General features: G+C 45.0%; 19 protein-coding genes. 7 read left to right on the top strand and 12 right to left on the bottom strand.

The features are described 5' to 3' along the window. Positions 1-13 precede the first annotated feature (13 nt). The 6 genes from BQ7394_RS14265 to BQ7394_RS14240 form a co-directional block, all read right to left on the bottom strand. Positions 14-778, bottom strand: a complete 765-nt coding sequence (locus BQ7394_RS14265; protein WP_075558044.1) for a thiamine pyrophosphate-dependent enzyme — start codon at positions 776-778, stop codon at positions 14-16. Positions 779-967: 189 nt separating this feature from the next. Next, a complete protein-coding gene (locus BQ7394_RS14260) occupies positions 968-2047 on the bottom strand; it encodes a 3-methyl-2-oxobutanoate dehydrogenase subunit VorB (RefSeq protein ID WP_075558043.1) in 1080 nt (359 codons plus the stop codon). 7 nt (positions 2048-2054) lie between these two features. Beyond that, entirely contained in the window at positions 2055-2282 is a 228-nt protein-coding gene (locus tag BQ7394_RS14255) for a 4Fe-4S dicluster domain-containing protein (RefSeq protein WP_046148958.1), read from the bottom strand. Between the two features lie 141 nt (positions 2283-2423). Continuing rightward, complete coding sequence (locus tag BQ7394_RS14250; protein WP_075558042.1) at positions 2424-3794, bottom strand: sigma-54-dependent transcriptional regulator; 1371 nt, start codon at positions 3792-3794, stop codon at positions 2424-2426. Next, positions 3791-5035, bottom strand: coding sequence for a GAF domain-containing sensor histidine kinase (locus BQ7394_RS14245; RefSeq protein ID WP_075558041.1), 1245 nt, complete (start codon positions 5033-5035; stop codon positions 3791-3793). Before BQ7394_RS14245 ends, BQ7394_RS14250 begins: the two co-directional genes overlap by 4 nt. 96 nt (positions 5036-5131) lie before the next feature. Beyond that, positions 5132-7426: a GH92 family glycosyl hydrolase gene (locus BQ7394_RS14240; protein WP_087880606.1), complete on the bottom strand. Its 2295-nt coding sequence runs from the start codon at positions 7424-7426 to the stop codon at positions 5132-5134. Positions 7427-7724: 298 nt separating this feature from the next. Here BQ7394_RS14240 and BQ7394_RS14235 point away from each other — a divergent pair, with 298 nt between their 5' ends. From BQ7394_RS14235 to BQ7394_RS14215, 5 genes are all read left to right on the top strand, one after another. Continuing rightward, entirely contained in the window at positions 7725-9239 is a 1515-nt protein-coding gene (locus BQ7394_RS14235; RefSeq protein WP_075558040.1) for a TolC family protein, read from the top strand. Between the two features lie 155 nt (positions 9240-9394). Next, on the top strand, positions 9395-10810 hold the full coding sequence (locus BQ7394_RS14230) for a COG1470 family protein (RefSeq protein WP_235848749.1): 1416 nt from the start codon (positions 9395-9397) through the stop codon (positions 10808-10810). 406 nt (positions 10811-11216) lie between these two features. Continuing rightward, positions 11217-11936 carry an ABC transporter ATP-binding protein gene (locus BQ7394_RS14225; protein WP_075558039.1) on the top strand — a complete coding sequence of 240 codons (720 nt, stop codon included), beginning with the start codon at positions 11217-11219 and terminating at the stop codon, positions 11934-11936. Positions 11937-11966: 30 nt separating this feature from the next. Further along, positions 11967-13502 carry an ABC transporter permease subunit gene (locus tag BQ7394_RS14220; protein ID WP_075558038.1) on the top strand — a complete coding sequence of 512 codons (1536 nt, stop codon included), beginning with the start codon at positions 11967-11969 and terminating at the stop codon, positions 13500-13502. Between the two features lie 15 nt (positions 13503-13517). Continuing rightward, the gene (locus tag BQ7394_RS14215; RefSeq protein WP_075558037.1) at positions 13518-14912 is read left to right on the top strand and encodes an ABC transporter permease; all 1395 of its coding nucleotides are present in this window, start codon (positions 13518-13520) and stop codon (positions 14910-14912) included. 412 nt (positions 14913-15324) lie between these two features. Here BQ7394_RS14215 and BQ7394_RS14205 read toward each other — a convergent pair whose 3' ends face one another. Genes BQ7394_RS14205 through BQ7394_RS14195 form a run of 3 tightly spaced genes read right to left on the bottom strand, consistent with a single transcriptional unit; the run spans position 15325 to position 19453 of the window. Further along, positions 15325-16230, bottom strand: a complete 906-nt coding sequence (locus tag BQ7394_RS14205) for a DUF368 domain-containing protein (RefSeq protein WP_075558035.1) — start codon at positions 16228-16230, stop codon at positions 15325-15327. Continuing rightward, a complete protein-coding gene (locus tag BQ7394_RS14200; RefSeq protein WP_075558034.1) occupies positions 16231-17673 on the bottom strand; it encodes a tetratricopeptide repeat protein in 1443 nt (480 codons plus the stop codon). It abuts the gene before it with no gap. A gap of 31 nt (positions 17674-17704) precedes the next feature. Continuing rightward, positions 17705-19453: a glutamine--tRNA ligase/YqeY domain fusion protein gene (locus tag BQ7394_RS14195; protein ID WP_075560041.1), complete on the bottom strand. Its 1749-nt coding sequence runs from the start codon at positions 19451-19453 to the stop codon at positions 17705-17707. 129 nt (positions 19454-19582) lie between these two features. Between BQ7394_RS14195 and BQ7394_RS14190 the strand changes: the two genes are divergently transcribed. Beyond that, positions 19583-20236 (top strand): DedA family protein, encoded by a 654-nt coding sequence (locus BQ7394_RS14190; RefSeq protein ID WP_075558033.1) that lies wholly within the window; start codon positions 19583-19585, stop codon positions 20234-20236. On the opposite strand, the gene BQ7394_RS14185 is transcribed toward BQ7394_RS14190, so the two are convergent. The 3 genes from BQ7394_RS14185 to BQ7394_RS14175 form a co-directional block, all read right to left on the bottom strand. Continuing rightward, positions 20223-21476: an Nramp family divalent metal transporter gene (locus BQ7394_RS14185; RefSeq protein ID WP_075558032.1), complete on the bottom strand. Its 1254-nt coding sequence runs from the start codon at positions 21474-21476 to the stop codon at positions 20223-20225. The two genes, BQ7394_RS14190 and BQ7394_RS14185, sit on opposite strands and share 14 nt — an antisense overlap. 88 nt (positions 21477-21564) lie before the next feature. Further along, positions 21565-22881: a sensor histidine kinase gene (locus BQ7394_RS14180; protein WP_075558031.1), complete on the bottom strand. Its 1317-nt coding sequence runs from the start codon at positions 22879-22881 to the stop codon at positions 21565-21567. A 22-nt stretch (positions 22882-22903) separates the two neighbouring features. Beyond that, complete coding sequence (locus BQ7394_RS14175; protein WP_075558030.1) at positions 22904-24256, bottom strand: sigma-54-dependent transcriptional regulator; 1353 nt, start codon at positions 24254-24256, stop codon at positions 22904-22906. A gap of 246 nt (positions 24257-24502) precedes the next feature. Between BQ7394_RS14175 and BQ7394_RS14170 the strand changes: the two genes are divergently transcribed. Further along, on the top strand, positions 24503-25861 hold the full coding sequence (locus BQ7394_RS14170; protein WP_075558029.1) for a TolC family protein: 1359 nt from the start codon (positions 24503-24505) through the stop codon (positions 25859-25861). Positions 25862-25911: the final 50 nt, after the last annotated feature.

Below are 25911 nucleotides of genomic sequence, written 5' to 3'. Positions count from 1 at the left end.
TTTCTGTATTTACTTATTCTTTGTTTTTAAGATCTCCCAGCGGATAGAACGGGAACATATTCTCTTCCATCCATTTGTTTGATTTTTCAGGTGTCATCTTCCAGCCGGATGAACAGGTGGAGACGAATTCGACAACTGAAGTACCTTTGCCGGCCATTGAGTTTTCGAACGCTTTACGCAACATCTTTTTGGCTTTGCGAACGGCAGCGGCCGTCTGTACGCTTTGGCGGGTAACCAGGCAAGTTCCTTCCAGCTGAGCTAACAAATCACCGATCTTCAATGGATAACCGTTGAGGGCGATGTTACGGCCGTACGGACAAGTTGCAGTAGGCATACCTTCCAGTGTGGTAGGAGCCATCTGACCACCGGTCATACCGTAGATAGCATTGTTAACGAATACGATCACGATATTTTCGCCACGGTTGGCAGCATGGATCGTTTCGGCTGTACCGATAGCGGCTAAGTCACCGTCACCCTGATAGGTAAAGATCATCTTTTCCGGGTTCAGACGTTTGATAGCAGATGCGATGGCAGGAGCACGTCCGTGAGCGGCCTCTATCCAGTCGATATCCAGATAGTTGTATGCGAATACGGCACATCCCACCGGGGAGATACCGATCGTTTTTTCTTCCATTCCCATATCGGCGATCACTTCAGCGATCAACTTGTGTATGACACCGTGGCTGCAACCGGGGCAGTAGTGCATGGGGTTGTCGTTCATCAATTCTGGCTTTGTATAGACCAGATTCTCCGGTTTAATTATTTCATTGAGTTCCATAATTGTAGCTTAATTAACTAATAAATCTCAGTAGATATTGAACAAGTCTGAAGCAGATGGCAGCACCACCACAATATAAGAATACGTGACGGTCGGGAACGGCAAAGTAGCAGATAATAGCTGCTGCCGCTAACACCATGAACAGGATTGTCAATATACTATCAATTTTACTTCCGCGTGTCATACGAGTTAAAATAATTTTTCTTTCAGCGCGTTCAGTACTTCATCCGGAGTAAACACGATACCACCCAGGCGGCCGAAGTGTTCAACCTTTATTTTCCCGTTAACAGCCAGGCGTATATCTTCCACCATCTGGCCTGCATTCAGTTCGACAGAAAGCATACCCTTTACCTTATCGGCATAAGCTGCAATTGCTTTTGTCGGGAACGGCCACAAAGTGATCGGGCGCAACAAACCGAGTTTGATACCTTCTGCACGGGCAATTTCCACTACTTTCTGGCAGATACGTGCGGAAGAACCGAAAGCGACAAGCAGGTATTCTGCATCTTCGCAATGGAACTCTTCGTAACGCACTTCATTCTCTTCGATTTTACGATATTTAGCCTGGAAACGGATATTGTTTTCTTCCATCTTTGCCGGATCGAGTTCCAGGGAAGTGATCACATTGGGTTTACGGTTTTTCAGTTTACCTTGTGCCGCCCACGGACATTCAGCGATAATCTCGGCTTCCGTCTTACGGGGACGGAAAGGAGGCATAACCACTTTCTCCATCATCTGGCCGATGATACCGTCTGCCAGGATGATAGCCGGATTGTTATATTTGAAAGCAAGGTCGAAGCCCAAGCCTACGAAGTCTGCCATTTCCTGTACAGAGGAAGGAGCAAGGGTGATCAGGCGATAGTCACCATGTCCGCCACCTTTTACAGTTTGGAAATAATCTGCCTGGCTTGGCTGGATAGTTCCCAAGCCGGGACCGCCACGCATTACATTCACGATCAGACAAGGCAATTCAGCACCTGCGATATAGGAAATACCTTCTTGTTTCAGGCTGATACCGGGACTGGAGGATGATGTCATTACACGTTTGCCCGTACCGGCACCGCCATACACCATATTGATTGCTGCTACTTCACTTTCGGCTTGCAGTACTACCATTCCGGTTGTTTCCCAGGGCATTTCAGCCATCAGGGTTTCCAGGATCTCCGACTGCGGAGTGATGGGGTAACCGAAGTATCCATCGGCACCATAACGGATAGCCGCATGTGCGATGGCTTCATTCCCCTTCATTAATTTAATCTCTTCTGCCATATCTGTTTTATATTTTTACTTTGTAGATGGTTAAACAGCCGTCCGGACAAACTAATCCGCAACTGGCGCAACCGATGCAAGCATCAGGGTTTTTCATGTACACATAATGGTACCCTTTGTTATTCACTTCACGCGGGTGTAATTCCAGAACATCGCTCGGGCAGGAAACAACACATAGGTTGCATCCTTTGCAGCGTTCCTGATTAACAACGACCGCTCCTTTTATCTTTGCCATAGTATAACTAATTATGTTTTATGTCGTGTAAGACCCACAAAGTTAAGAACTAATGTTATATAAACAAGGGGATGTTTTGTTTTTTAATAGATCACCCCTCATAATGATGACAGATAGCCAATGAATAGCAAAGGCACAGTGTCAGTTTTCATCAGATGACAGCCCATACCGCTTCATTTTGTTAAACAATGTTTTTCGGCTGATATTAAGGGCTTCTGCCGTTAGTGTACGGTTGAAGTTATGCTTTTTCAGCGCTTCAATAATAAGCTCTTTTTCCATCTGGGCATTGACCTCCCGGATACTGTTTCCACCGGAACCGGTAACGGTTTGTGCCTCGGCCAGTTCGTAACCTTTTATCCGGTCGGGTAAATGTTCGGGACGGATCACGCCTCCGGTACAAAGTATCATGGAACTTTGTATGGCGTTTTCGAGGTCACGTACATTGCCGGGCCAGTCGTAAGCGGAGAGAAGCGCTATCGCTTCAGGACTAACGGATTGTACATCCAGGCTCAACGTCCGGTTGTATTTACGGATGAAGAAATTGGTCAGCAAGGGAATGTCTTCTTTCCTTTCGCGGAGAGGCGGAAGGATCAGTGTAAACACATTCAGGCGATAGAGAAGGTCGAGACGGAAATGCCCGTTCTTTACTTCATCATCCAGGTTACGGTTGGTAGCTGCCACGATACGGACATCTACCGGAATCGCTTTTTTACCACCTATGCGGGTGATTTTCCTTTCTTCCAGTACGCGGAGCAGTTTGACCTGTGCATCCAGGGGCAGTTCTCCTACTTCATCGAGGAAAAGTGTACCGCCATCGGCCCGTTCGAAGGTTCCGGCTTTTGCCTCCTTGGCATCGGTAAAGGCGCCGCGTTCGTGTCCGAACAGTTCACTTTCCATTAATGTTAGCGGGATCGCTCCACAGTTGATGGCAACAAAGGGGCCATTGTTACGCAGACTGTTATTATGCACGGCGCGGGCTATCAGTTCCTTTCCCGTTCCGCTTTCGCCATGTACCAATACGGTTGCATTTGTTTCCGCTACCCGGCGGACCTGTGCCATAACCTGCTTTAAGCCGGTGTTTTCTCCGATGACGGAACTTTGCTTTTCACCCAGGCTTTTCTTCAGGTTTGATATTTCTCCTTTCATCCGGCTGTGCTCGACAGCACGGCTAACGGTGAGCAACAGTTTATCGTTGTCGAAAGGTTTCTCTATGAAATCGTAAGCACCTTTCTTTACGGCGTCGACTGCGAGGGAGATAGAACCGAAAGCGGTTACAAAAAGAACAGTCTGGTTGGGAGAGATACGTTTGATCTCTTCCAGGGCTTCCACGCCGGTCATAACAGGCATCTGCTGATCCAGCAAAACGACGTCAGGCTGGAAGGAGAGGAAAACTTCCACCGCTTCCCGACCATTTTCGGCAGGCTTCACTTCGTATCCCTCGTCGGTGAGCAGGCGGCAGATCATCTTACGGATATGCGGTTCGTCGTCGGCTACAACTATTTTTGCTTTCATATGCGTTGCGGTAATTTTACATTCATACAAGTGCCTTTACCGGGCGTGCTTTTTACTTCTATCTCGCCTTCGTGACGGTTGATGATCCCGTAGCAGATGGCAAGACCGAGCCCTGTCCCTTCTTCTTTTGTCGTAAAGAACGGGTTGAATACATTCTCGACATCTTTCTGTTCGATCCCTTTGCCGGTATCTTCGAACGAGAGAATGAGGTAACGGGAATGAGAGTTGATAGGAGCTCCTTTTTCTATACTTATTATTAATGTACGCGAACGATCAGGTGGATTCTTACTCATCGCTTCGACTGCGTTCAGAATGATGTTCAGAAAGACTTGCTTCAGCTGCTCCGCATCGGCCTGTATCGTTGTATTGTCGGTGAAGTATTCGAACTCAACCTCGATATTTTGTTTGCGTAATGTGTTGGTCACCAGCAGAAGCGTCTGATTGATCAGTTGTTCGATGTTTACCTCCGAAGTGTCGAGGGCAGACGGACGGGCAAACGAGAGCAATCCCTGTACGATCTTGTTGATGCGCTCCACTTCAGAGATCAGTTCCGTCATCATTTCGCTTTTCACGTGATCGGAGCTGAAGTCTTTGCTGAGGTACTGGATAGTACTGCGGATAGCTGTCAACGGGTTTCGTATTTCATGCGCTGCACCGGCGGCCAGTTCGCCGAGTGTTGCCAGGCGGTCGGTACGATACATCTTTTTCAGACGTTCTGTTTGTACCTCATACAACGAAGCATGCTCGATAGCAAAGTTTGCCTGGTTGATCAGGATAGAGAGAAGGATCAGTTCCTGTTCGGTGAAACGTGTACCGTCATTTTTCTTTCCTATGAAAATGGTTCCGTTCGTTTGATTCATCACCTTAAGGGGAAAGACTAGTTCGGCTCCCAGTTGCCGTAATGCTTCCTGCTCTTCTTTTGGGAAATAGTTTATGATGTCCGGGTAATCGGATACGATCAAATGCTTTTCGTTGACCGATAGCCAGCTTACCAGACGGCTCCGGCTGGTAAGGACAACCGGTTTGTTTTTTGCTTCATTCTGTTGTTTGTATTTCCCGGTATTTTCGTCCAATAGAAAGATATAAATGCTTTCTACGGGGCATATCTGCTTTACTTTGGCAACGATGTTGCCAATAAGTAATTGTTTGTCGACGATCAATGCCAGCGACCGGTTAAACTCCGAGAGCAATTGCTCCAGGTTGGGCTGCGCGGGTTGTTCCTTCTTCTTAAATAGTGGCATGTTGTTTCTTATCTTTGCACAAAAGTATAAAAAACAGATGAATTTGCCGGACGGTTACCTATAATAATGATTTACGTCCGGCAAAGAGGATGTACCTTAGAAGCACTGATACCCTGGTTTATCACCCATCTCGAGAATTAGTTCTCCACCGGCGGCAATTGCTGCAAAAGGTATCCGGGGTTGTTTTAATTCTTTACCGTTGAGGTGAGCCTTCTGTATATAGATGTTTTCTTTCGAATTGTTACGTGCTTCGATCGTGAAGGTTTTACCTTTGTAGTAATCCGGATCCAGATGAATGGTTATTTTATTGAATAGCGGGCTGGTCAGTTCCAGTTCCGGCCGGGTGGAAGCACCTCCGTTCATTTCGAACAGGCCCAACGCACTCATGACATACCAGCCTCCCATCTGTCCTTCGTCTTCGTCGCCTTCCCAACCATGATAGGGAGTCGAGCCGTAGAAACTATCCAGGATCGCACGCGACCATTTCTGTGCCAGCCACGGTTTACCCGAGTAGTTGAATAGGAACGGAGTACACATGTTTACCTCATTTCCCTGGTTGATATAAAATTCGGCAGACTGTCCCGATGTACGGTCGAAGACATGGGCTGCGAACTTATGCTTTTCCGACTTGATAAAACCATCTTCCAGGCGGCTGTTGAAGAGCTCTTTACCCAGGAAGTCGACCAATCCCGGAATATCGTGCGGTACATACCAGGAATATTGCCAACTGTTTCCTTCGATAAACCCTTTGTTGGAAAAGACATCAAACTCCTTATCCCAGTTACCGAGACTATCCCTGCGCATGACAAATTTCTTTTCCGGATGAAATACATTCTTATAATTCATGGAACGCGCCAGTAACGCCTTTCCTTCTTTTTTCTTTCCGAGAGCCAGGGCCAACTGGGAGACACACCAATCGTCGTAAGCATAATCGAGTGTTTTGGATACGACGCTCATTTCCATCGGCATATACCCATACTTAATATAAACGTCCAGTAAAGGATTTCCGCAATTACCGCCGCAAGGATGGTTGATACCGGGTTCCGTCACATTCTTTGATACGGCTTTGTAAATAGCTTCCCCGTCTTTGCGTATCCCTTTCTGGTAGGCGGCCACCATCAAGGCGGTTTCGTGCGATCCTTCCATGATACCTGAATATTCGAGTCCGGCCGGGCCTTTGCTTGTCCATCCTGTATGTTTGAACATTTCCAGTTGCGTGGTCACCCAATCGTCTACGATGCGGGGGGAGATGATCGACCAGAGGCCGTTCAGATTCCAGAAACTGTTCCAGAAAGCATCGCCGCCGTACATATTACCATGCTCCAGCTGCTGCACGTTTTCGCAAGCATCCCGGTACTGACCGTTCACGTCGTTCCAGGTCTGTTTTCCGGCATAAGCCCGATAGAGGTTGGTATAGAATTTGGTTTTATCCACTTCGTCCTGTCCTTCGATCTCTATTTTGCCGAGCAGTTCGTTCCATTTGTTGCGGGTCTGGGCTACGACACGGTCGAAATCGTATTGTAAAGGAGCCAGCTCCGTCTCCATATTTAACCGCGCCTGGTCGATACTGACCAGCGATAACCCGGTGGAGACCGTGATGCTTTCCCCTTCACCGGTGGTGTAGAGGGCGTAAACTCCTATATCGTTTTTACCGGCGATGGATTGTATATCTTCTACCTCTTTCCCTTCATTCCATCCGTTCAAGCGAGAGAACGGTTTGCTGAAACGGATGATGAAATGTAGTTTATAATTATTCCAGCTACTCCACGAACCCGACTGGTAATCGGCATATCCTTCCAGTTCCGTAGAACTTACTTTGGTGATACAGGCATCCTTCACGCTGAATCCGTAATCCCATTCGGTAGGGAACAATAGGTCGATCAGTATTCTCGACTCCTTTCTTTCGGGGAAAGTATACCGGTGAATACCGCAGCGGGTAGTAGCCGATAGTTCGGCCTTCACTTCATGATCGTATAGATAGACGGAATAATATCCCGGGGAGGCTTTCTCCGTCTCTTTCAGTATGCGGGAGTGATAACCGGCGTTTGCACCCTTGTAAGGCGAGTCAACCGACGGGTTCGACAGGGCCAGGTCGGCTGTTGTAGGCATAATCATCAGTCCGCCCATCGTCCAGGCATGCAGGTGGCTGAAACCGGAGACGCTGTTGATGGCGTATTCGTATCCGCCCATCCAGACATTTCCCTGATTATCGGGGCCGAGTTGCACCATACCGAACGGTTCCTGGGCATACGGCCCGAGCATCCAACGGGAATTGGAAGTGCCGATAAACATATCTACATAATCCACAGGTTCTTTTGTCTTTGCCGAAACCACTGTGGTCAGAAGTGAGAAAGATAAAAACGCGTAACGCGCTACTTGTCTTATATTCATGGTATTGCTTATTTACTTACGACAGGCAAAGATATAGGTTTTCTCTTGTCTGGTTTATCACTTTCTGCCGAATCGATTGTATTATTTTCCGATAGATACCCGGATGGGTAAAGAATTACCCAAATTGGGTAAAGCAGCGGGTAGTTACCCATGAGTAAAAAGTTACCCATTTCTGCAAGGAGTGTATAATCAATCGATTGCAATTTTGGCACGCCATTTGCCTTACCAGGGGTGGATAAAAGAACAAACAACGCTAATTGGGTAATGTATTACCCGGAAAGACTTAATTCAATATAATATGAAAAGAAATTTGTTAGTATCTCTATTGATAGGATTCGCTTTGGCGGGGCATGCGGAGACGGAGAACCTTCGGACCATCACCTACGACGAGGCTATTCATATCGCCCTGGGTGAAAGCTATACGGTGAAGTATTATAAGGAAGACATGGACGCAACCCGCTATTCTTACTTGTACACAAAGGCACAATTCAAACCGTTGCTAAACTTCGATCTTTTTACCCCTTCGTGGGCGGAAGGGATGACGGAGATCTCGCAGGCCGACGGTTTGCCGGTTTACAACTCTATCGGTTCGCTGCAAGTAGGCGGGAACTTGAATTTCACGTACGTACTGCCTACCGGAGGTAATTTTGCCCTTTCCTCCAAAATGTACTGGGAAAACTACCGTACCACGCTTTCACAACAGGATTATGAAGAACTGGAACGCGACCAGGTGTATAGCCGTTTCGCCCTCTCTTTCAATCAACCGATCTTTACGGCCAATAAGCTGAAGGAGAACATGAAGGTGGCCGAACTGGACTTTCGGAAGAGCACCTGTTATTTTACCCGTGTCCAGATGAATATTGTATATAATGTAACCGAAGCCTTTTATACGGTATACAAACTGGCCTACGAACATAAGATCAACCAGGACCGCCTGGCCAACTCCCGTGAAGCCTACCGCATCACCAAACTGAAACAGGAAACAGGTAACCTTCCCGAAGGGGAAATACTGATTGCCGAAATCACCGTCGCACAGGACGAGGCTCGCGTGATGGAAAGCGAAGGTAAGCTTTCCGCCGCCAAAGACCAGTTCAAATTATTGATCGGCCTTGACCTGAAAGAAGAGATCGACCTGAAAGCGGATATGGAGTTCGAGGCTTTTATCGTAGATATGCAGCAAGCCATCGACGAGGCCCTGAGGAACCGCATGGAGATACAGGAAGATAATCTGGATATCGAGTTACAGGCCATCGAAGTGAAACGCGCCAAACGTGAACGGGAGTTCAAAGGAAATATCTCCGCCTATTATGATTTCACAGGACTGAGTACGAGAGGAGAGGGGACGGTAGGCCAGCTGGTCGGTTCTTCCTTCGATAATATGCGCGACCGCCCTTCGAACCGCGGTGTCGCCCTGACCGTCTCTTACCCGCTGTTGGACTGGGGACGTGCCAAGAACCAGGTACGCCGCGAGCAGGTTCGTCTTAAACAACGTGAGCTGAACCTCGATAACACCAAAAGAACCATCGAACAGGAAATCCGTGAGATCGTACGCAGTGTGTATGAAGCCGAGAAGCGTTACCGCATCAACCGCCGTAACCAGGAGGTTGCCATACAGAGTTACCGGATCAGCCAGATGCGTTTCGAGAACGGGGATATGACCAGCCAGGAGCTTTCTATCGAACAGGAACGCCTTTCGCAGGTACAGCTGGCGTATATCGACAGTTATATTACTTATCGTCTGTCGGTAGCCGACCTGAATCGGAAGACGATGTACGACTTCGAACATAACCGCAGTTTTCTGCCGGAATCGTAATGTTATCAAAAATGGTTAGTAGTATGATCTATAATCTATTACAGTTTCCTCGTAGTTTCGTGCTTTGGAAACTCCGGTTTCCTGCTGAGGAAACTGAAACAGATCAAGGAGCAAATAAAAATAACATAATAAGAAAAAGACAAATGAACGAACACATGAAAAGTATTATCACGGTATTGCTGGTTCTCTTACTGATGCCCTTTGCCGTCCGGTCGCAGGAAAACAGTGAGGCTGCTTTGCTGCTCGATTTGAAAAAGACACGTGCCGACTATGAAGTAGCCAAGCAGAAGTATGAGAACGACACGAAGCTCTTCAACGAAAAAGCCATATCGGCCAACGACTTCAACCGTTCGAAGAACGAGTTGTTGAGTAAGGAGGTCGACTATCAGAAACTGATCCTTAAACTGATCTCGCAGCAGAGTTACATCACCGTCGAACGTGCCGTGAAATATCAGGATCAGCGGGGCGAACGAAAGGTAAAGATCACCCTCAAAAGTGCGCTCGAAGGGAACGAAGAGTATCTGAGCCAGTTCCAGGAACATTTCGACGTATTCACTCCAGAAATGCGTTCCGGTAAAATATATAATATATATGTATCGTTAGTAGATAATGAATCGAAGACGATAATCGGTTCGCCGTATGAGTTCCGCGTCCCCTTTATTGAGCTGGGAAAGGTGGCAACAGCCGATTTCGAACTGTTGAAGGATGCCGAGAATTTGACCGTATCGCTGAATTACAACAATCGCAAGGACGAGAAAAATATCTATCTGAAGAAAGACGCAAGCGTGAATGTGATCGATATCTCTTCCATGCAGTTCAGCCAGGAAGCCGACCTGAGCAGTAAAGCGACCTATGATCTGACGCTCGAACGTTTCTCCACATCCGACGATGTCTACCGCCTGGAGGTTTTAGACCTGCCGCGCCAGATCAGTTACGACTTTACTGATGGTGAAAGTAAGGTGACCCAGATTAAATTTGCACAGGGGGTAAACATAAAGAAGTTATCTTTGCAGGTCTATTTACCGGATCGCGACGATCAGCAGGTAGTCATCGACCAGCCGATCAAATTCCAGGTACAGACCGTTGGTGCAGCTAACGGCGAAAAGGCCGGAAGCGAAAACCTGGAAATCATTCCCCGCGGAAGAGGAAAGATCGAAGTACGTGCAAACAACCTCTATCATGAGACAACGGTCGGCAAGGAAATTACGATGGATGTCACTGTCCGCAACGGAGGAACGCGCCGCCTGGATAACATCAAATTGACAACCGAGAAACCCCTGGCATGGAATACGAACATTGAACCGGACGTGATCAGTAGCCTCGACCCGGAAAAAGAAGTCACAGTAAAGGTTACTATCATCCCTCCGTCGGATGGTGGAGTAGGTGCCCAGGAAGTCAAGATCAAGACAGAAGCGATGGCAGACAACCGCAAGGTAGATACGGAAGATAAGACAGTCCGCATCCAGGTAAATGCTGCCACTTCCATCTTCGGAACCCTCTTCCTGATCCTGCTGCTAGTTGGTTTTATAGGCGGAATTGTTTGGTTCGGGATGAGATTGAGTAAGCGGTAATTTAGAAAAAGGTGAAACCTTTTTCAGTTGACAGTTGACAAGTTACAGTTGACAGTTGGGCTTCGCGATCGGAACTAGAAAAACTGAGTCTTTTATGAGGCGGAGCCTCATGCCGCAGGCTTTCTTTTGCCGTTTGCTTCAGCAAACGGATATTTAAATGCTCCGGCTTTGCCGGATCCTCTGTGGGTTTTAACCCCTTTAAAATATATTGGACAGCCCTTTTGAAGAAAGGGGCTTAAGCCCACAGAGGAAGAGGCTTTGCCTCCTGATTATTAGTCCGTCAGCTGAAGCAGACGGCAAAATAGAGCCTGCGGCACAAGGTGGAGCCTTGTTGAAGACAACGACACGAATAGGCTCAACTCTGATAATAATTGAAATAAATAAAAACAACTAAAAAATAAACACTATGTTACAAGCGATTGATTTAACAAAGAGATATGAAGACGGCAACCTGGCCCTCGATTCACTGAACCTGGAAATCAAACCGGGTGAGATATTCTTTCTTCTGGGAGCTAACGGTGCAGGTAAAACAACTTCCATCAACATCTTCCTTAATTTCATCGAACCGACTTCGGGCCATGCCCTGATCGATGGTATCGATGTAATGGAGAGTCCGTTGGAGACAAAGAACCATGTCGCTTTCGTCTCTGAAAATGTCATGTTGTACGGAAACTTCACCGCCCGCCAGAACCTCGACTTCTTTGCCCGCCTGGGAGGAAAGACAACACTGACGAAGACGGAGTACTATAACGTTATGCGCCGTGTCGGCCTTCAGGAAGAAGCTTTCGAACGTAAGCTGAAGACCTTCTCCAAAGGTATGCGCCAGAAAGTGGGTCTGGCCATCGCCATCATTAAGGATGCCGACAACATCGTTATGGACGAACCTACCACCGGCCTCGACCCCAAGAGTGCTGCCGAACTGATGCAGATATTGATCAACCTGCGTAATGCCGGTAAAAGTATCCTGATGTGTACCCACGACCTCTTCCGTGCCAAAGCGGTTGCCGACCGGGTCGGCATCATGAAAGAAGGCCGCCTGGTCATGCTTCGTAGCCGTGAAGAGTTCCTTCAGGACGACCTGGAACGTATCTATCTGGATTATATGCAGGAAGCAGTCCTGGAATAAGAGTACAAACGATATAATATATTAAATACTATGATTTGGTTAATAGCAAAAAAAGATTTCCTGCTGAACTTGTTGTCAGTCAGGTTTATTATAGGGTTTGTATTGTGTCTGCTGGTGATACCGTTCACGATTATCGTCAGTGTGGATAATTATGAGAACCAGGTACGTGTCTATAAGATCGAACAGGCACAAGCCGATAAGGAGTTGAAGGAGAGCCGGGTGTGGTCGGCGGTACGGCCTACTATCGTTCAGGAACCTGAACCTCTTAGTATCTTTAGTACGGGTATTATCAGCAATATAGGAAATAAGGTAAAGATTGCTTTCTGGGAGTATCCGTTGTTTCCGGAAGGACATACGATCACCCGTGATAATCCGCTGCTGAATGCTTTTTTCTCGATCGACTTCTCGAAAGTAATCGCTATTCTGATCTCGTTGTTGGCGCTTGTCTTCTCGTATGATGCCATCACACGGGAACGGGAGGATGGAACGATGAAATTGACATTTACCGGACAAGTGAGCCGTATCTCTTTCCTGATGGGGAAGTTGTTGGGGTTGTTGCTTACGTTGCTGCCGATTCTGTTATTTTGTTATCTGTTGGCTTGCCTGATTATCGTGGTTAATCCGGGAATATCCTTTTCTGCATCCGACTGGGGTGGCCTGTTACTGCTTTTCCTGACCTCTGTTATTTATATGTTGGTATTTCTTTTGTTAGGAATGTTTATTTCCAGCAGGGTAACGCATTCGTCATCATCTATTATTATCAGCTTGTTATGCTGGATATGGTTTCTTTTCCTGATGCCTAATATTGCAACTTACCTGGCACAGAGTATTTCAAAGGCGCCGTTATATGACAATGTGCAGGCTGCGATGGAAGATTATGATGATACTTATTATAAAGAGTATTATGAAGAATGGCCGCATGCAGCCCAAAGGGTTAATATGAAGTTCCTGAGTTATAACAATTGTAATGGGGATAATGTGGAGTATCTGGAATTAGCCGGAGGGCCGAAGGAAACACCTTTATTCCATCAGCAGATGCAAATTTGGGCAACTCCTGTCATGCTAAATAATGCGGATAAGAAATGGGCTTTGCAACGCGATTACCTGGATGGATTGATGCGTCAACAACACTTGCAACAGGCCATCGCCTGGTTGTCGCCTTCCGAGCTGTTTGGTCAAACCACTGAAGCTTTGTGCCATACAAATGCGAATAGTTTTCTGAAATACATGGATGGCCTTCGTAATTATCGTGAGAGTGTAATAACTTATTTTAAAGATCATAAGTTATTCGAATCTACTGCTTATTTTACCCCTCAGCCTTTGGACGAGTTTCCTACACAGGCAGAGGTGGATTCGGGGGATGAAACGGCAAGGAGGAAATACGATAGAGGGTATAGTGAGTTCCCATATCTGGATACAAGTGCTATGCCTCGTTATATTCCTCAGCCTGCAACACTTTCTGCTGCTTTGGGTGATGCTTTGGGGCGTTTATGTGCTTTGTTGGGGTTGGCGATCGTCTTGTTGGTCGGTACGATCGTATCGTTTATGAAATATGATGTCAGATAATAAATAATTACAGTTATGTTTACAACTTTATATATACGGGAATTGCAGAACTACTTGTATAGTCTGCGTTTTCAGGTTTCTTTTGTAATTGTCGTGTTGGTCTTTACCCTGGGGAGTATTTCGTTTACTTCTTCTTTTAAAGATATGCATAATAATTACGCCAAGTATAGCAAGGCACAACAAGAGTCTGTGGCTAAACAAGCTGAAAATGTTTCAAAAGTAGCAACAACAAGGAATAACTTTGTCACTTCTCCGCGTGAAAACAGTGTAATTGCTGATTGTAAAGAAAGTTATTTACCTAATCGAATCCGTTACAGCGCTTACAATGTGTTTGATTACTCGGTACGTCACGATAGCAACAATCCTTTGTTAAGCCGTGGAGAGAGCCTGAGTTGGTCGTTCATTGTATCGATGTTTCTGAGTTTTATTACTTTGCTTTTTGCTTTTGATGCAATCTCAGGAGAGAAAGAGGAGAGGACGTTGGCACTGGTCTTTTCAAATGCTGTACCCCGGCGTACATTTCTGTGTAGTAAACTGGTGAGTATTGTTACGGTTGTGGGGATGATGGAACTGGTTGGCATTATAATCAGTCTGCTTATTCTGGCAGTTTCCGGGCAAGTACAGTTGAATGGTAGCTTTTTGATGGAGACCGCCGGGTTTATACTGATCAGTCTGTTGTTTATTACTACTTTCGCGGTATTCGGTCTATTTTCATCGGTCGTAACGCGTTATTCAAATATCAGTCTATTAATATCTCTCTGTTTTTGGTTGTTTGCTGCAGTTATTATTCCTAATACTTCTGTGTTTTGGGCGAAAAAGCTGTTCAGCATACCTTCATCGGAAGATGTAAACCAAAAACTCCGGGAAGCTAGTGATGATATTAATCGTAATGCTCCGGAGGGAAGTTGGTCATCCAGTGGCAATAATCCATTCTATCCCCGTCATGAGTTACGTGCAAATAATCAGACTAACTTGATGAATAACGCAAAAAAGTTCAATGACGCCTATTACCTGCAACAATTCCGGCAGTTTGAGCAAACCCGTAATTTCACCTTGCTTTCACCGATTGCACAGTTTGATTATATGAACGAAGCTTTCCTGGGAGGTGGTTATCTCCGTTTCCAGAAGAACTGGAATGATTTACATATTTTCCAGGAACGGTTCCTGCAATGGTTTAAGGATATCGATGCAAAGGATTCCGACAGTCCGCACTGGTATAATCCGTACGAAGATTATTCTACCAGTAAGAAACCGGTAGCAGTCGACCAGATCCCGCAGTATCAGGAGCAGATTGCTTCTTTCGGACAGCGTTTCGAATTTATCGGAGGCTATCTGATCGCTATGATAATCACGATTGCCGTACTGTTTATGGCTTGCTTCTATTTCTTTACAAGATATGATGTGAGATAACTTGAATTGTCAAATAATTAGACGTCAGTGTCTAATTATTTGACATGACTGAATAACTGTTGAATTAGTATATCGTTGATAATTAATGAGATGTGTTTTTGGCACGCTGTTTGCAATAGTGTGGGTGATGTGCCGGAAGCATGAAATAAATAAAAACCGGACAACTGTCCATTAATGGACAACGTTCGGTTTAGTTATGAGGTTAGTTCTCAGTTAGATAAGTTTTTGGCACAATCTTTGCGTAAAAGATGAACAATAATAGAATAATGTGTGTTTTCAACGATAAAGGGAGCAACTCTTGGCGAATCGCTCCCTCTTTAACCCATAATAAGGTTAACATAATTGATGAGGTTCTCTTTGGCGAGAGAACGAGCTCTTCCTCGTGCGTGAGCATAGGGAAGAGATTTCTTTTTTAAGCCTTAGCTCCTTTCATGGATAACTTTTCAAGGAAATATACGATAGCAAAACCGAAGATCATTAATCCGACAGCTTCCCATACTAATTGATCGGGTAGGATGTTTGATTCTTCCAGAAAAGATTGTCCATCACCTGTAAATGTTTCGACTGTCTTCTTCCATGGCCATACTTTATTCAGCGAACCTAGCATAAATCCGGCTAATACGGCAATTGTGGTGTCGTGAAATCTTCGTAAGGCAAAAGAAAGTACACGGGAAAAAGAAGTAATACCTAAAACTGCTCCACAAATGAAAACAAGCATGACCGGGATGTTGAATGTTTTTACCGCTTCCATGATATAAAAGTATTTACCCAGTAATACCAGGATGAAACTACCTGAAATACCCGGCAGGATCATTGCACAGATGGCAATTGCTCCGCAAAGGAAGATAAAGAACAGGTTGGTCGGAGTTTCGGCCGGTGTAGCAACCGTAATGTAATAAGCGATGATAGCCCCGATGATAAAACATAGGACTGACTTCCAGTTCCATTGTTTGATATCTTTCGATACGAACCAGGTAGACGCCAATACTAACCCGAAGAAGAATGCCCATACCAGGATCGGATGTGTGACCAGCAACCAGGTAATAATCTTTGCCAAGGAAAAGATACTGATACCGATACCGGAAACAAGTGCCAACAGGAAGTTTGCATTGATCGCTTTCCAGAAAGCTGCGATCTTTCCTGTAAACAGTAATTTCAGGCTGGCTCCGTTAATACTTTTGATCGAATCGATCAGTTCTTCATAAATACCTACAATAAAGGCAATCGTACCACCTGATACTCCGGGCACGACATCTGCCGCCCCCATCCCCATGCCTTTCAAAAGTAAGAGACCGTAGTCTTTTAGATTTCTCTTCATTTAATTGTTATTGTCTTTATTATTGAGGAATTCCTTCGTCAGATCTTCGGGGGGAATGTGTTTGCCCATTAGCTGTTGTTCCACATCGCTAAAGTCGACTCCCGAGCTTTCAAGATACTCTACCAGTTCCTGGGGAGAGGTCTGTGAGAAATGCTCACCGAAATGCTTCATGTCGCCTTTCGCCAGATAAGCCATCGCCAAGTGAAGATGGATATAAGGCATGTCGGGGTTAACCTCCAATACCTTTAGATAATATTTGAGTGCCTTTTCTATCTCTCCTTTCATATACAGAAACTGTCCTGCATGAAACAGGCTTTCGTAATCTTCGGGTAGATAATCACTTCCCTGATCCAGTACATTAAACAAGCGTTCGGTAGTGTCGATAGCAAGCCTGTCTTCTCCGTTCTCGACGTAAGTTAGTGCCAGTAAAGATAGTATCCGGACATTATTTGGAAATAATTCAACTGCTTTTATCAGTGTATTGGATGCTTCGCGGTCACGGTTTGTTTCCGTACAGCACCGGATATAATTGATATAAGCTGCCGGTTCGTTGGTTACGATCTTCTTTCCGATAATATCTTTTAGCATTCTGTATGCTCCTTCATAGTCCTCCAGCTTGATATAACATTCAGCCATGAGCGGTTTGATACGCTCCGTCATATCCGAATCGGTTTCGATCTCTTTATATACCTCCAATGCCTTTTCATAATTTTCATTCATATAGAGGCAATAGGCTTTCAGTATTTTCAGTTCGGGGTCCGAATCGTCGCAGGTAAGGGCAAAGTCGAATGCTTCGATTGCTTTGTCGAATTCAGCCTTGATGGAATAGAGACGTCCCAGTGAGAACCAATAATCGTGCGAATAAGGATCTTTATCGATCAGTTCGTTACATATTGTAATCGCCCCGTCGATATCGCCTTCCATTTCCAGGCTATAACATAACTCGTCTTTTAGGTTGAGGTTGTCCGGAAACAAAGTAATACCGCGCTTGATATAATCACGGGCTTCCTTATTCATTTCCATATCACTTAAAAGAGGAGCGATGTATTCGAAAGCCAATTCGAGATAATCACAGTCTCTCGCTGCGATGTCTTCCGTGTATTCGACCACTTTATCATATTGGTCGAGCATACAAAAGCATTCGAGTCGTAATAAGTCCAGGTCCTGGCTGTCGGTTTCGGCAATGGTGTCGATCAAAGCAAGTGCGCTTTCATAATCTTCATTATAAACATAAAAACGGCATTGTCTGATCTGCAAGTCAATATTACCCGGATGAAGTTTTAGCCCTAAGGCTAAAATTTCATCAAAGTATTTATAATCGTCCGATTCTTCAAAACTGTCCAACAGGTCACTCAGTTCGTCCGCATCGAAATAGGGCTCTTTCCCTTTTTCGTGGGCGTCCAGGTAGCGTTGTAACAGGCGTGAAATATCATCTTTTTTCATATATCAGGTAAATTCTCTTTTATCTTGTTTATTACGCTTTATCCTTCACCTTGCTCCAGGTATCTTTCAAGGATACGGTGCGGTTGAAGATCAGCTTTTCTGGCGTTGAATCTTTGTCTACGTTGAAATAACCGATACGCTGGAATTGCAGGTAATCATACGGTTTGGCATTTGCCAGGTATTTTTCTACGTAACAATTAGTAAGTATGTTTAATGAGTCCGGATTGATGATCTCTTTCATCGCATCCAGAACGGAACAGTCCTTTGCTTCGCGGATAGCAGCCAGTTCGTCACGTGGATTTTCTACTTTCCAGAGACGGTCGTATAAGCGGACTTCGGCAGGCAGGCTGTGAGCACAACTCAACCAGTGCAGGGTGCCTTTTACCTTACGGTTGCTATCGGGCATACCGCTTTTGGTATTCGGGTCATATTCGCAATATACTTCAACTACTTCGCCGGCATCGTTCTTTTTGCAACCGGTACATTTCACGATATAGGCATTCTTCAGACGTACTTCCTGTCCCGGAGTCATGCGGAAGAACTTCTTCGGTGCATCTTCCATGAAGTCTTCTCTTTCCATCCATAGCTCACGGCTGAATTCGATCAGGTGGGTTCCTGCCGTTTCATCTTCCGGGTTATTGATGGCTTCCATTTCTTCCACTTTTCCTTCCGGATAGTTGGTGATGATCAGTTTGACCGGGTCAAGAACGGCCGATACACGTGTGGCACGGGCATTCAGGTCTTCACGAACGGCGCTTTCCAACAAGGCAAACTCATTTAGGGCATCGTAAGTGGTGTAGCCGATCTTATCGACAAACTTGCGGATGGATTCGGGAGAATAACCACGGCGACGGAATGCACAGATAGTCGGCATGCGGGGATCGTCCCAGCCATCGACCAACTTTTCTTTTACCAGTGTAAGTAGGTTACGCTTACTCATTAGCGTATAACTCAGGTTCAGTTTATTGAACTCGGTCTGACGGGGACGGTTATCGTCGAGGTCTTTACCTTCTTTCAGCCAGTCGATGAACAAGTCGTACAACGGGCGGTGTACCACGAATTCGAGGGTACAAAGTGAATGCGTAACGCCTTCGAAGAAGTCGCTCTGTCCATGTGCAAAGTCGTACATCGGATACACTTTCCACTTGTCACCTGTACGGTGGTGATGTGCGGATGTTACCACACGATAGATGATCGGGTCGCGGAAATGCATATTGGAATTAGCCATGTCGATCTTGGCACGCAATACCATAGCACCTTCTTCCACTTCTCCGTCACTCATCTTCTGGAACAAAGCCAGGTTTTCTTCGATGGGACGGTCGCGGTACGGACTGTTGATACCCGGTTGGGTAGGGGTTCCTTTTTGCTGGGCGATAACTTCCGAACTTTGTTCGTCGATATAGGCTTTTCCTTCCTTGATCAGACGGACGGCAAAGTCCCATAACTGCTGGAAATAGTCGGATGCATAATAGATGTTATTCCAATGAAATCCGAGCCATTCTATATCTTCTTTTATTGCATCGACATACTCTACGTCTTCCTTTACCGGATTAGTGTCGTCGAAACGAAGGTTACAAACCCCGTTGTAACGTTCTGCCATGCCGAAGTCCAGGCAAATTGCTTTGGCGTGTCCGATATGCAGGTAACCGTTGGGTTCAGGGGGGAAACGGGTTTGTACGCGTCCTCCGTTTTTACCCTCTGCTAAATCTTTCTCAACATTTGCTTCAATAAAATTCAGGCTCTTTTTGCCTTCTTCTTCGTTCGTTCTGATATCGCTCATATCTGTTATAAATATGTTATTTCTTTTTAACGGAGCAAAGGTAGCGATTTCTTTACTTGCTACATAGCGATACAAGTTTTTTCCTATATTTGTGGCTTAATTTTATCGAACAGATTATAATACATCCGTATGGAATACTTCAATCTTCTGGTTGATTTTGTACTGCACATCGACGCTCATCTGGCAGCACTTGTATCGACTTATGGTATTTGGATATATGCCATTTTATTCCTGATCATTTTTTGTGAAACAGGACTGGTAGTAACTCCTTTTCTTCCTGGCGATTCATTGTTATTTGTGGCCGGAGCTTTAGCTGCTTTGCCGGGTAACCCGATGAATGTGCATCTTATTGTAGGTGTTTTGATCGTTGCGGCAGTACTGGGAGATGCCTCTAACTATATAATAGGCAGGCTGTTCGGGGAGAGAATGTTTAGTAATCCTAACTCAAAGATATTTAAACAAAGTTATCTGGAGAAGACACATAAATTTTATGAAAAGCACGGAGGTAAGACAATTATTCTGGCACGTTTTGTCCCTATTGTAAGGACTTTTGCTCCGTTTGTAGCCGGTATGGGACATATGAGTTACCGGCATTTTGCTTCATACAATGTGATAGGAGGGGTGATCTGGGTGGTTCTCTTTTCGTATGCCGGTTATTTTTTCGGCGGAATGGAGATCGTTCAGAAGAATCTGGAACTTTTGATTGTCCTTATCATCTTTATCTCCATTCTGCCGGGAGTTTTTGAAGTTGTCAGAAATAAATATTTCGTTAAAACAAACTGATCAACAAGGCAATGTTCAATACCGTAACCAACGTTCCCAATAATACGAGAAGGATGGTGGTCGAACGTGAATTGACGTATACACCCATCACTTTCTTGCTCGAGGTAAGATATACCTGTGTAAAGACTGTGATTGGTAACTGTACGCTCAGTAGCATCTGTGAAAGGATCAATCCTTTGAACGGGTCGCCGATCACAAAAATAATAAGCAATGCCGGAACGAACGACAGGATAACTCCTAACTTGGAGTGTAAGTCTTTGTGATTATATGCTTCCCCGTAAAAGCCGGCAAAGATGGAAGCTCCTGCAATACCGGATGTGATGGTGGATGAGATGCCTGCCAGTAACAGGGCTGCTGCAAAGATAACACCGGCATTACTTCCAACGAGAGGAACCAATAGCTGTTGTGCCTGGTCGAGTTCGTCGACCGTTACTTTCTCTTTGAAGAAAGTGGCGGCGGCCAGGATGATCATAGCCGAGTTGATAGCCCAGCCGATCACCATCGAAAGAAGTGTATCGTAAAACTCGTATTTCAATTGTTTCTTGATCACAGACTCGTCTTCGAGGTTCCATTCACGACTCTGGATCACCTCCGAGTGCAGGAAGAGGTTATGCGGCATAACCACGGCACCGAGTACACTCATGATGATCAACATGGAATTCGGTGGAAACGAAGGCTTTACCCACCCTTGTATGGCTTCTCCCCAATGAACGTCTACCAATGCCAGTTCATAAAGAAACGACAGTCCGATGATGGAGACGAACATGATAATCCAACGTTCTATTTTACTGTATGTGTTGCTGAGCAACATGATCAGGCAGGCCAGGGTAATAATGACTGCTCCGATCTTGATCGGCATACTGAACAACATACGCAGGGCGATAGCTCCACCCAGTATCTCCGCCAGTGAAGTGGATATACTGGCCAACATAGCAGAGCCGAGGATAGGGCGGCTGAGTGTACGGGGCAGGTATTTGTTGGTTGCTTCCGACAGGCACAGTCCGGTTACGATTCCGAGGTGGGCCACGTTGTGCTGGATGATGATCAGCATAATGGAAGAAAAGGTAACTACCCATAACAGGGCATATCCGAATTCAGAACCGGCTGCCAGGTTGGTCGCCCAGTTTCCGGGATCGATGAAGCCGACGGTGACCAGTAGGCCGGGGCCAATGTATTTCAGTAAGTCTAATCCGCCGGAGCGCGGTTTGTGATTGATTTTGAGTTTGTCTAGAAGTTTCATTTTTAGTCTTATCTTTTTGTTATCATTTTGTATTGAGGTCAAGTGCAACGTTACACTTGATGTCGATGCAGCGTTGCATCGAATTCCTTTAGGGGAATGTCAGAACGAACGACGTTCGGTTTATAGCCGGATTGCTCTTTAAAGCAATGCTACCTCCTGAAAGCCGCATGATCTGCCGCGAGATAGAAAGTCCGATACCGCTTCCGCCTTCCTTGGTAGTAAAGAACGGAACAAATATATGTTCAGCTTCTTCCGGTGGGATAACCGGACCGTTATTGCTGACTTCGATGATTACGGATTCATCCGGATTACAATAAGCCTTCAGTTCGATATGTCCGTCCGGCTGTTCTCTGCCTATTGCCTGCATTCCGTTTTTCAGCAGATTCAAAACAACCTGAGTGATCAGGTTTTCGTCGGCATAAACAATCAGGTCGGCCGGTTCTATACTTATATTAATCGTTATATTAGGATAATTGTTGTGATGGCGTGCCAGATTTATCATTCTTTCTGCGAATTTCTGCACATAGAACAACGAAGGTTCCGGGGTTGGTATGTGCGTGAATTTGCGATAAGACTCTACGAATGATATCAGCGTCTTACCGGTCGTACTGATCACTTCCAACCCATTACGTATTTCACTATCGGCATCTTCATGTAAAGAGAGTAACGTGTCGCTCAGGGAGGTAATCGGGGTAACGGAATTCATGATTTCGTGTGTCAATACACGAGTCAGGCGTATCCATGAGTCGATTTCCTTGTCGTCCAGTTCACTGTTGATGTCGTTGATTGCCAGGATGCGCACATGTTTATCCTGTAAGGTCATTTCGGAGACACGGATCGACAGGTTGACAGTTCCGCGTTCATTGATAAATGAAATTTGGTGCTTGTCTCCCGGACGTATATCGGTGATCGTTTGTTGTAGTTTTTCGTCTATACGTGCCAGTTGTTTGACATGGGTGAATACGGAAAGACCGAGTAAACGCAAGGCCTCGTTGTTGGTCTGAAAGATATTTCCTATATCATCCAGGACTATAATACCTGTATTTACGGAGTTCATGATCAACTCGTAGTACTTTTCTTTTTGTACGGCATCCGCTTTTGCCTGGAAAAGTATTTGAGTGATACGGTTTAGCGATTCGCTTACCAGTTTGTCGTTCGATGAACGTCCGCGGGTGGCATATTGGAAGGCATAATCACTATTGTCGATTGCATCGAACATAAAGGCAACCTTCTGGGCATTTCGTTTGAATAGGTTACGCATCATCTGCATGGAATACAACCAGCCGATAAAGATAAGGATGAACCATTCCCATTTATGGGTGATTGCCGTATAAGTCCCGGCTGCGGTTAGTATTCCAAACAAGCCCAGACGGAAAGTGAGACTGTGGTAAATGCCTTTTAACATAAGAATGATTGCCTGTTAGACATTATAATTCGTAGCGTTTTATTTTGTTGTATAATGTCTGACGAGAAATACCCAACTGACTTGCAACAAGTGAAAGATTACCATTGTACTTATCCATGGCATTTTTAATCATGTTGTATTCCATCTCTTCGAGGGTAGTAACTTCTTTCATCGGTGAATCCTTCTTACGGGGAAAATCGAAGTCGGTACTTTCAAGTGTGTCGCCTTCACTGATTATGACCGCTTTTTCGATGGTATGCTCCAGTTCCCTGATATTACCGAACCAAGGCTGTTGTTTCAGCTTTTCTTTGGCATCGGCGCTGAGACGCATGGAGGATTTACCATATATATTTGTGTATTTAGCCAGGAATATTTCCGTAAGAGGAACAATGTCTTCCGGTCGTTCACGAAGGGATGGTATTTCCACATGGATTGTATTGATACGATACAAAAGGTCTTCTCGGAACAGTTCTTTCTGTACCATCTCCTGTAGATCACGGTTCGTAGCGCAGATCAGGCGGATATTAATCGGAATAGGGGTGTTGCTTCCTACGCGGACGATACTTCTGCGCTGAAGGGCCGTCAGTAATTTGGCTTGTAAGTGGTAGGAGAGGTTTCCTATTTCATCCAGAAACAGTGTTCCGTTGTTGGCCGCCTCAAATTTGCCGGGACGGTCGGCACGTGCATCGGTAAAGGCTCCTTTCATGTGGCCGAATAGTTCGCTTTCAAACAATGTTTCGGTAATAGCTCCCATATCTACCGGAACCATTGCTTCTTTTTTACGGTTCGAGAGTATATGGATTTCCCTGGCCAACATTTCTTTACCCGTACCGTTCTCACCGGTGATCAGAATATTGGCATCTGTCTTGGCTACTTTCTCTATCAGGTTACGGAGTTGTTGCATAGCGTTACTTTCTCCCCAGAACATACCGCTTTCTTTGGAAATGACTTGTTTATCATTCTCATGAGGGATGCCTTTGCGGTTTGCCATCCGTATGTCGTAAGCTGTTTTCAACGTTTCCAGTAACTTGGCATTGTTCCAGGGTTTTACAACGAAATCGGTTGCTCCTTCTTTTATTCCTCTTACTGCCAGGTCGATATCGGCGTAGGCCGTGAATAAGACAACCTGAACCGACGGTTCTTCTTTTTTTATTTCGGAAAGCCAGAATAACCCTTCGTTTCCGGTATTGATCCCTGCACTGAAGTTCATATCCAACAAAACCACATCTACATCTTCATTATGTAATGTAGTCTTTATTTTGTTGGGGGTAGAAATCGTTATCACTTTTTCAAAACAGGTACCTAACAGCATCTGTACTGCGGTCAGAATCCCTTTGTTGTCGTCTACAACCAGTATGGTGCCTTGTTTAGCCATCGTAATAATGTATTTAGTAGTGCAAAGATACAGGTTCGGTTTTATACTTCCTAACCTGTGTCTAATATTTAGACAGATAAAATAGGAGGGTCAAACGGATAATTATCGTTTGTCTAATATTTATACACCACTGTCTAATTTTTTTACACTTCATAGAATTGGCAGATTTGTCAATTTGTTGATAAATAAAGTATTATATAGTTTGGCACGTTCTTTGCCCTTCTATAGGCAGAAAATAACACAAAGATGAAACAGATAATATTGACATCGGTTCTTTCGTTTAGCCTGGCAACAGTTGCCGTGGCCCAGGAAAAACTCTGGACAATGGATGAATGTATGCATTACGCCGTAGAAAACAGTCCTAAGGTAAAAAAGCAAGCTTATACAAGCGACTCTTATAAGGCTGAATTAAATTCGGCAGTAGCTTCATTTTTCCCGTCTATGAGTGCAAGTGTAGGAGCAAAGTATGGTTTTGGACGTTCTATCGACCCCAAGACAAATGCTTATAATAATACTTCTACCTTTAATAATGGATATGGAGTAGATGTTTCTATTCCTATCTTTAATGGTGGACAGTTGGTAAACCAGTGGCGAATGGCAAAAACAAATCGTCAGTTGGGAATGAACGATATCCAAAAAGAAAAGGATGATTTGGCAATCAATACGATGATTGCTTTTATGGATGTGGTATATTATCAAGGGACAGTAAAATTGGCTGCTGAACAATTGGAAGAGAACAGCCGGATCCTGTATAAAACCCGTCGCCAAGAAGAGCTGGGGCTGAAAGGAAAAGCAGATGTGGCACAGATCGAAGCTCAGGTGGCGGCAAACGATTATAATTTGACTCATCAACAGAACTTGCTTAATACAGCTTTATTGACTTTAAAACAAAATATGAATTTCCCTTCGGATATGGAGTTGGATGTCGATACTCTGCTGCTCGATAAATCGTATGCAACCATGATGGAGTCTATAGACGAGATTTACGGTTATGCATCCGATAATAATCCGGTTGCCTTACAGGCCAAACTGCAATTGAAATCGTATAAGATGCAATATCTGATGGCTAAAGGCCGACTGCTGCCTAGTATCTCTTTCAGTGCAGGTATTTCTACGAATTACTTTGAAGATTTAAAAGTAGACAAAACTGCTGAGGGCTACGAACCGTCTCCTTCATTTGGTAGTCAGTTCAAGAACAACCGTGGTGAATATATCTCTTTTAACCTGAGTTTCCCGCTTTTTGACGGTTTGAGCCGTTTGACCAATGTGCGTAAAGCACGTAATAGTGTCCGTATCGCCCAGGAACAACAAACCGAAGTGCTTCGCCAGTTGCAGACAGCCATCGAACAGGCTGTTCTCGACCGCGAAGGGTATGCCAAAGAAACAATCCAGATGCAAAAGAAAGCGGAAGCTGACGAAATCGCATACCAGGTTACCTACCGTAAGTTCGAGGAAGGTCTGATGAGTCCGATCGATTTGCAAACCAGTGCCAATACACTACTCTTGTCGAAAGCAGACCTGTTGCAACGGAAACTGATGTATCTGATGAAATGCAAACTGGTTGACTATTATAAAGGTAAACCTTTGATTGAAGGCGTAAACTAAGAATCAGACAGAAAAGATAGAACAGATAATAAGAAATAAAAAAACATACA

The organism is Parabacteroides timonensis (genome assembly GCF_900128505.1).
Lineage (GTDB): Bacteria > Bacteroidota > Bacteroidia > Bacteroidales > Tannerellaceae > Parabacteroides > Parabacteroides timonensis.
This window is presented reverse-complemented; position numbering and strand designations above follow the sequence as displayed.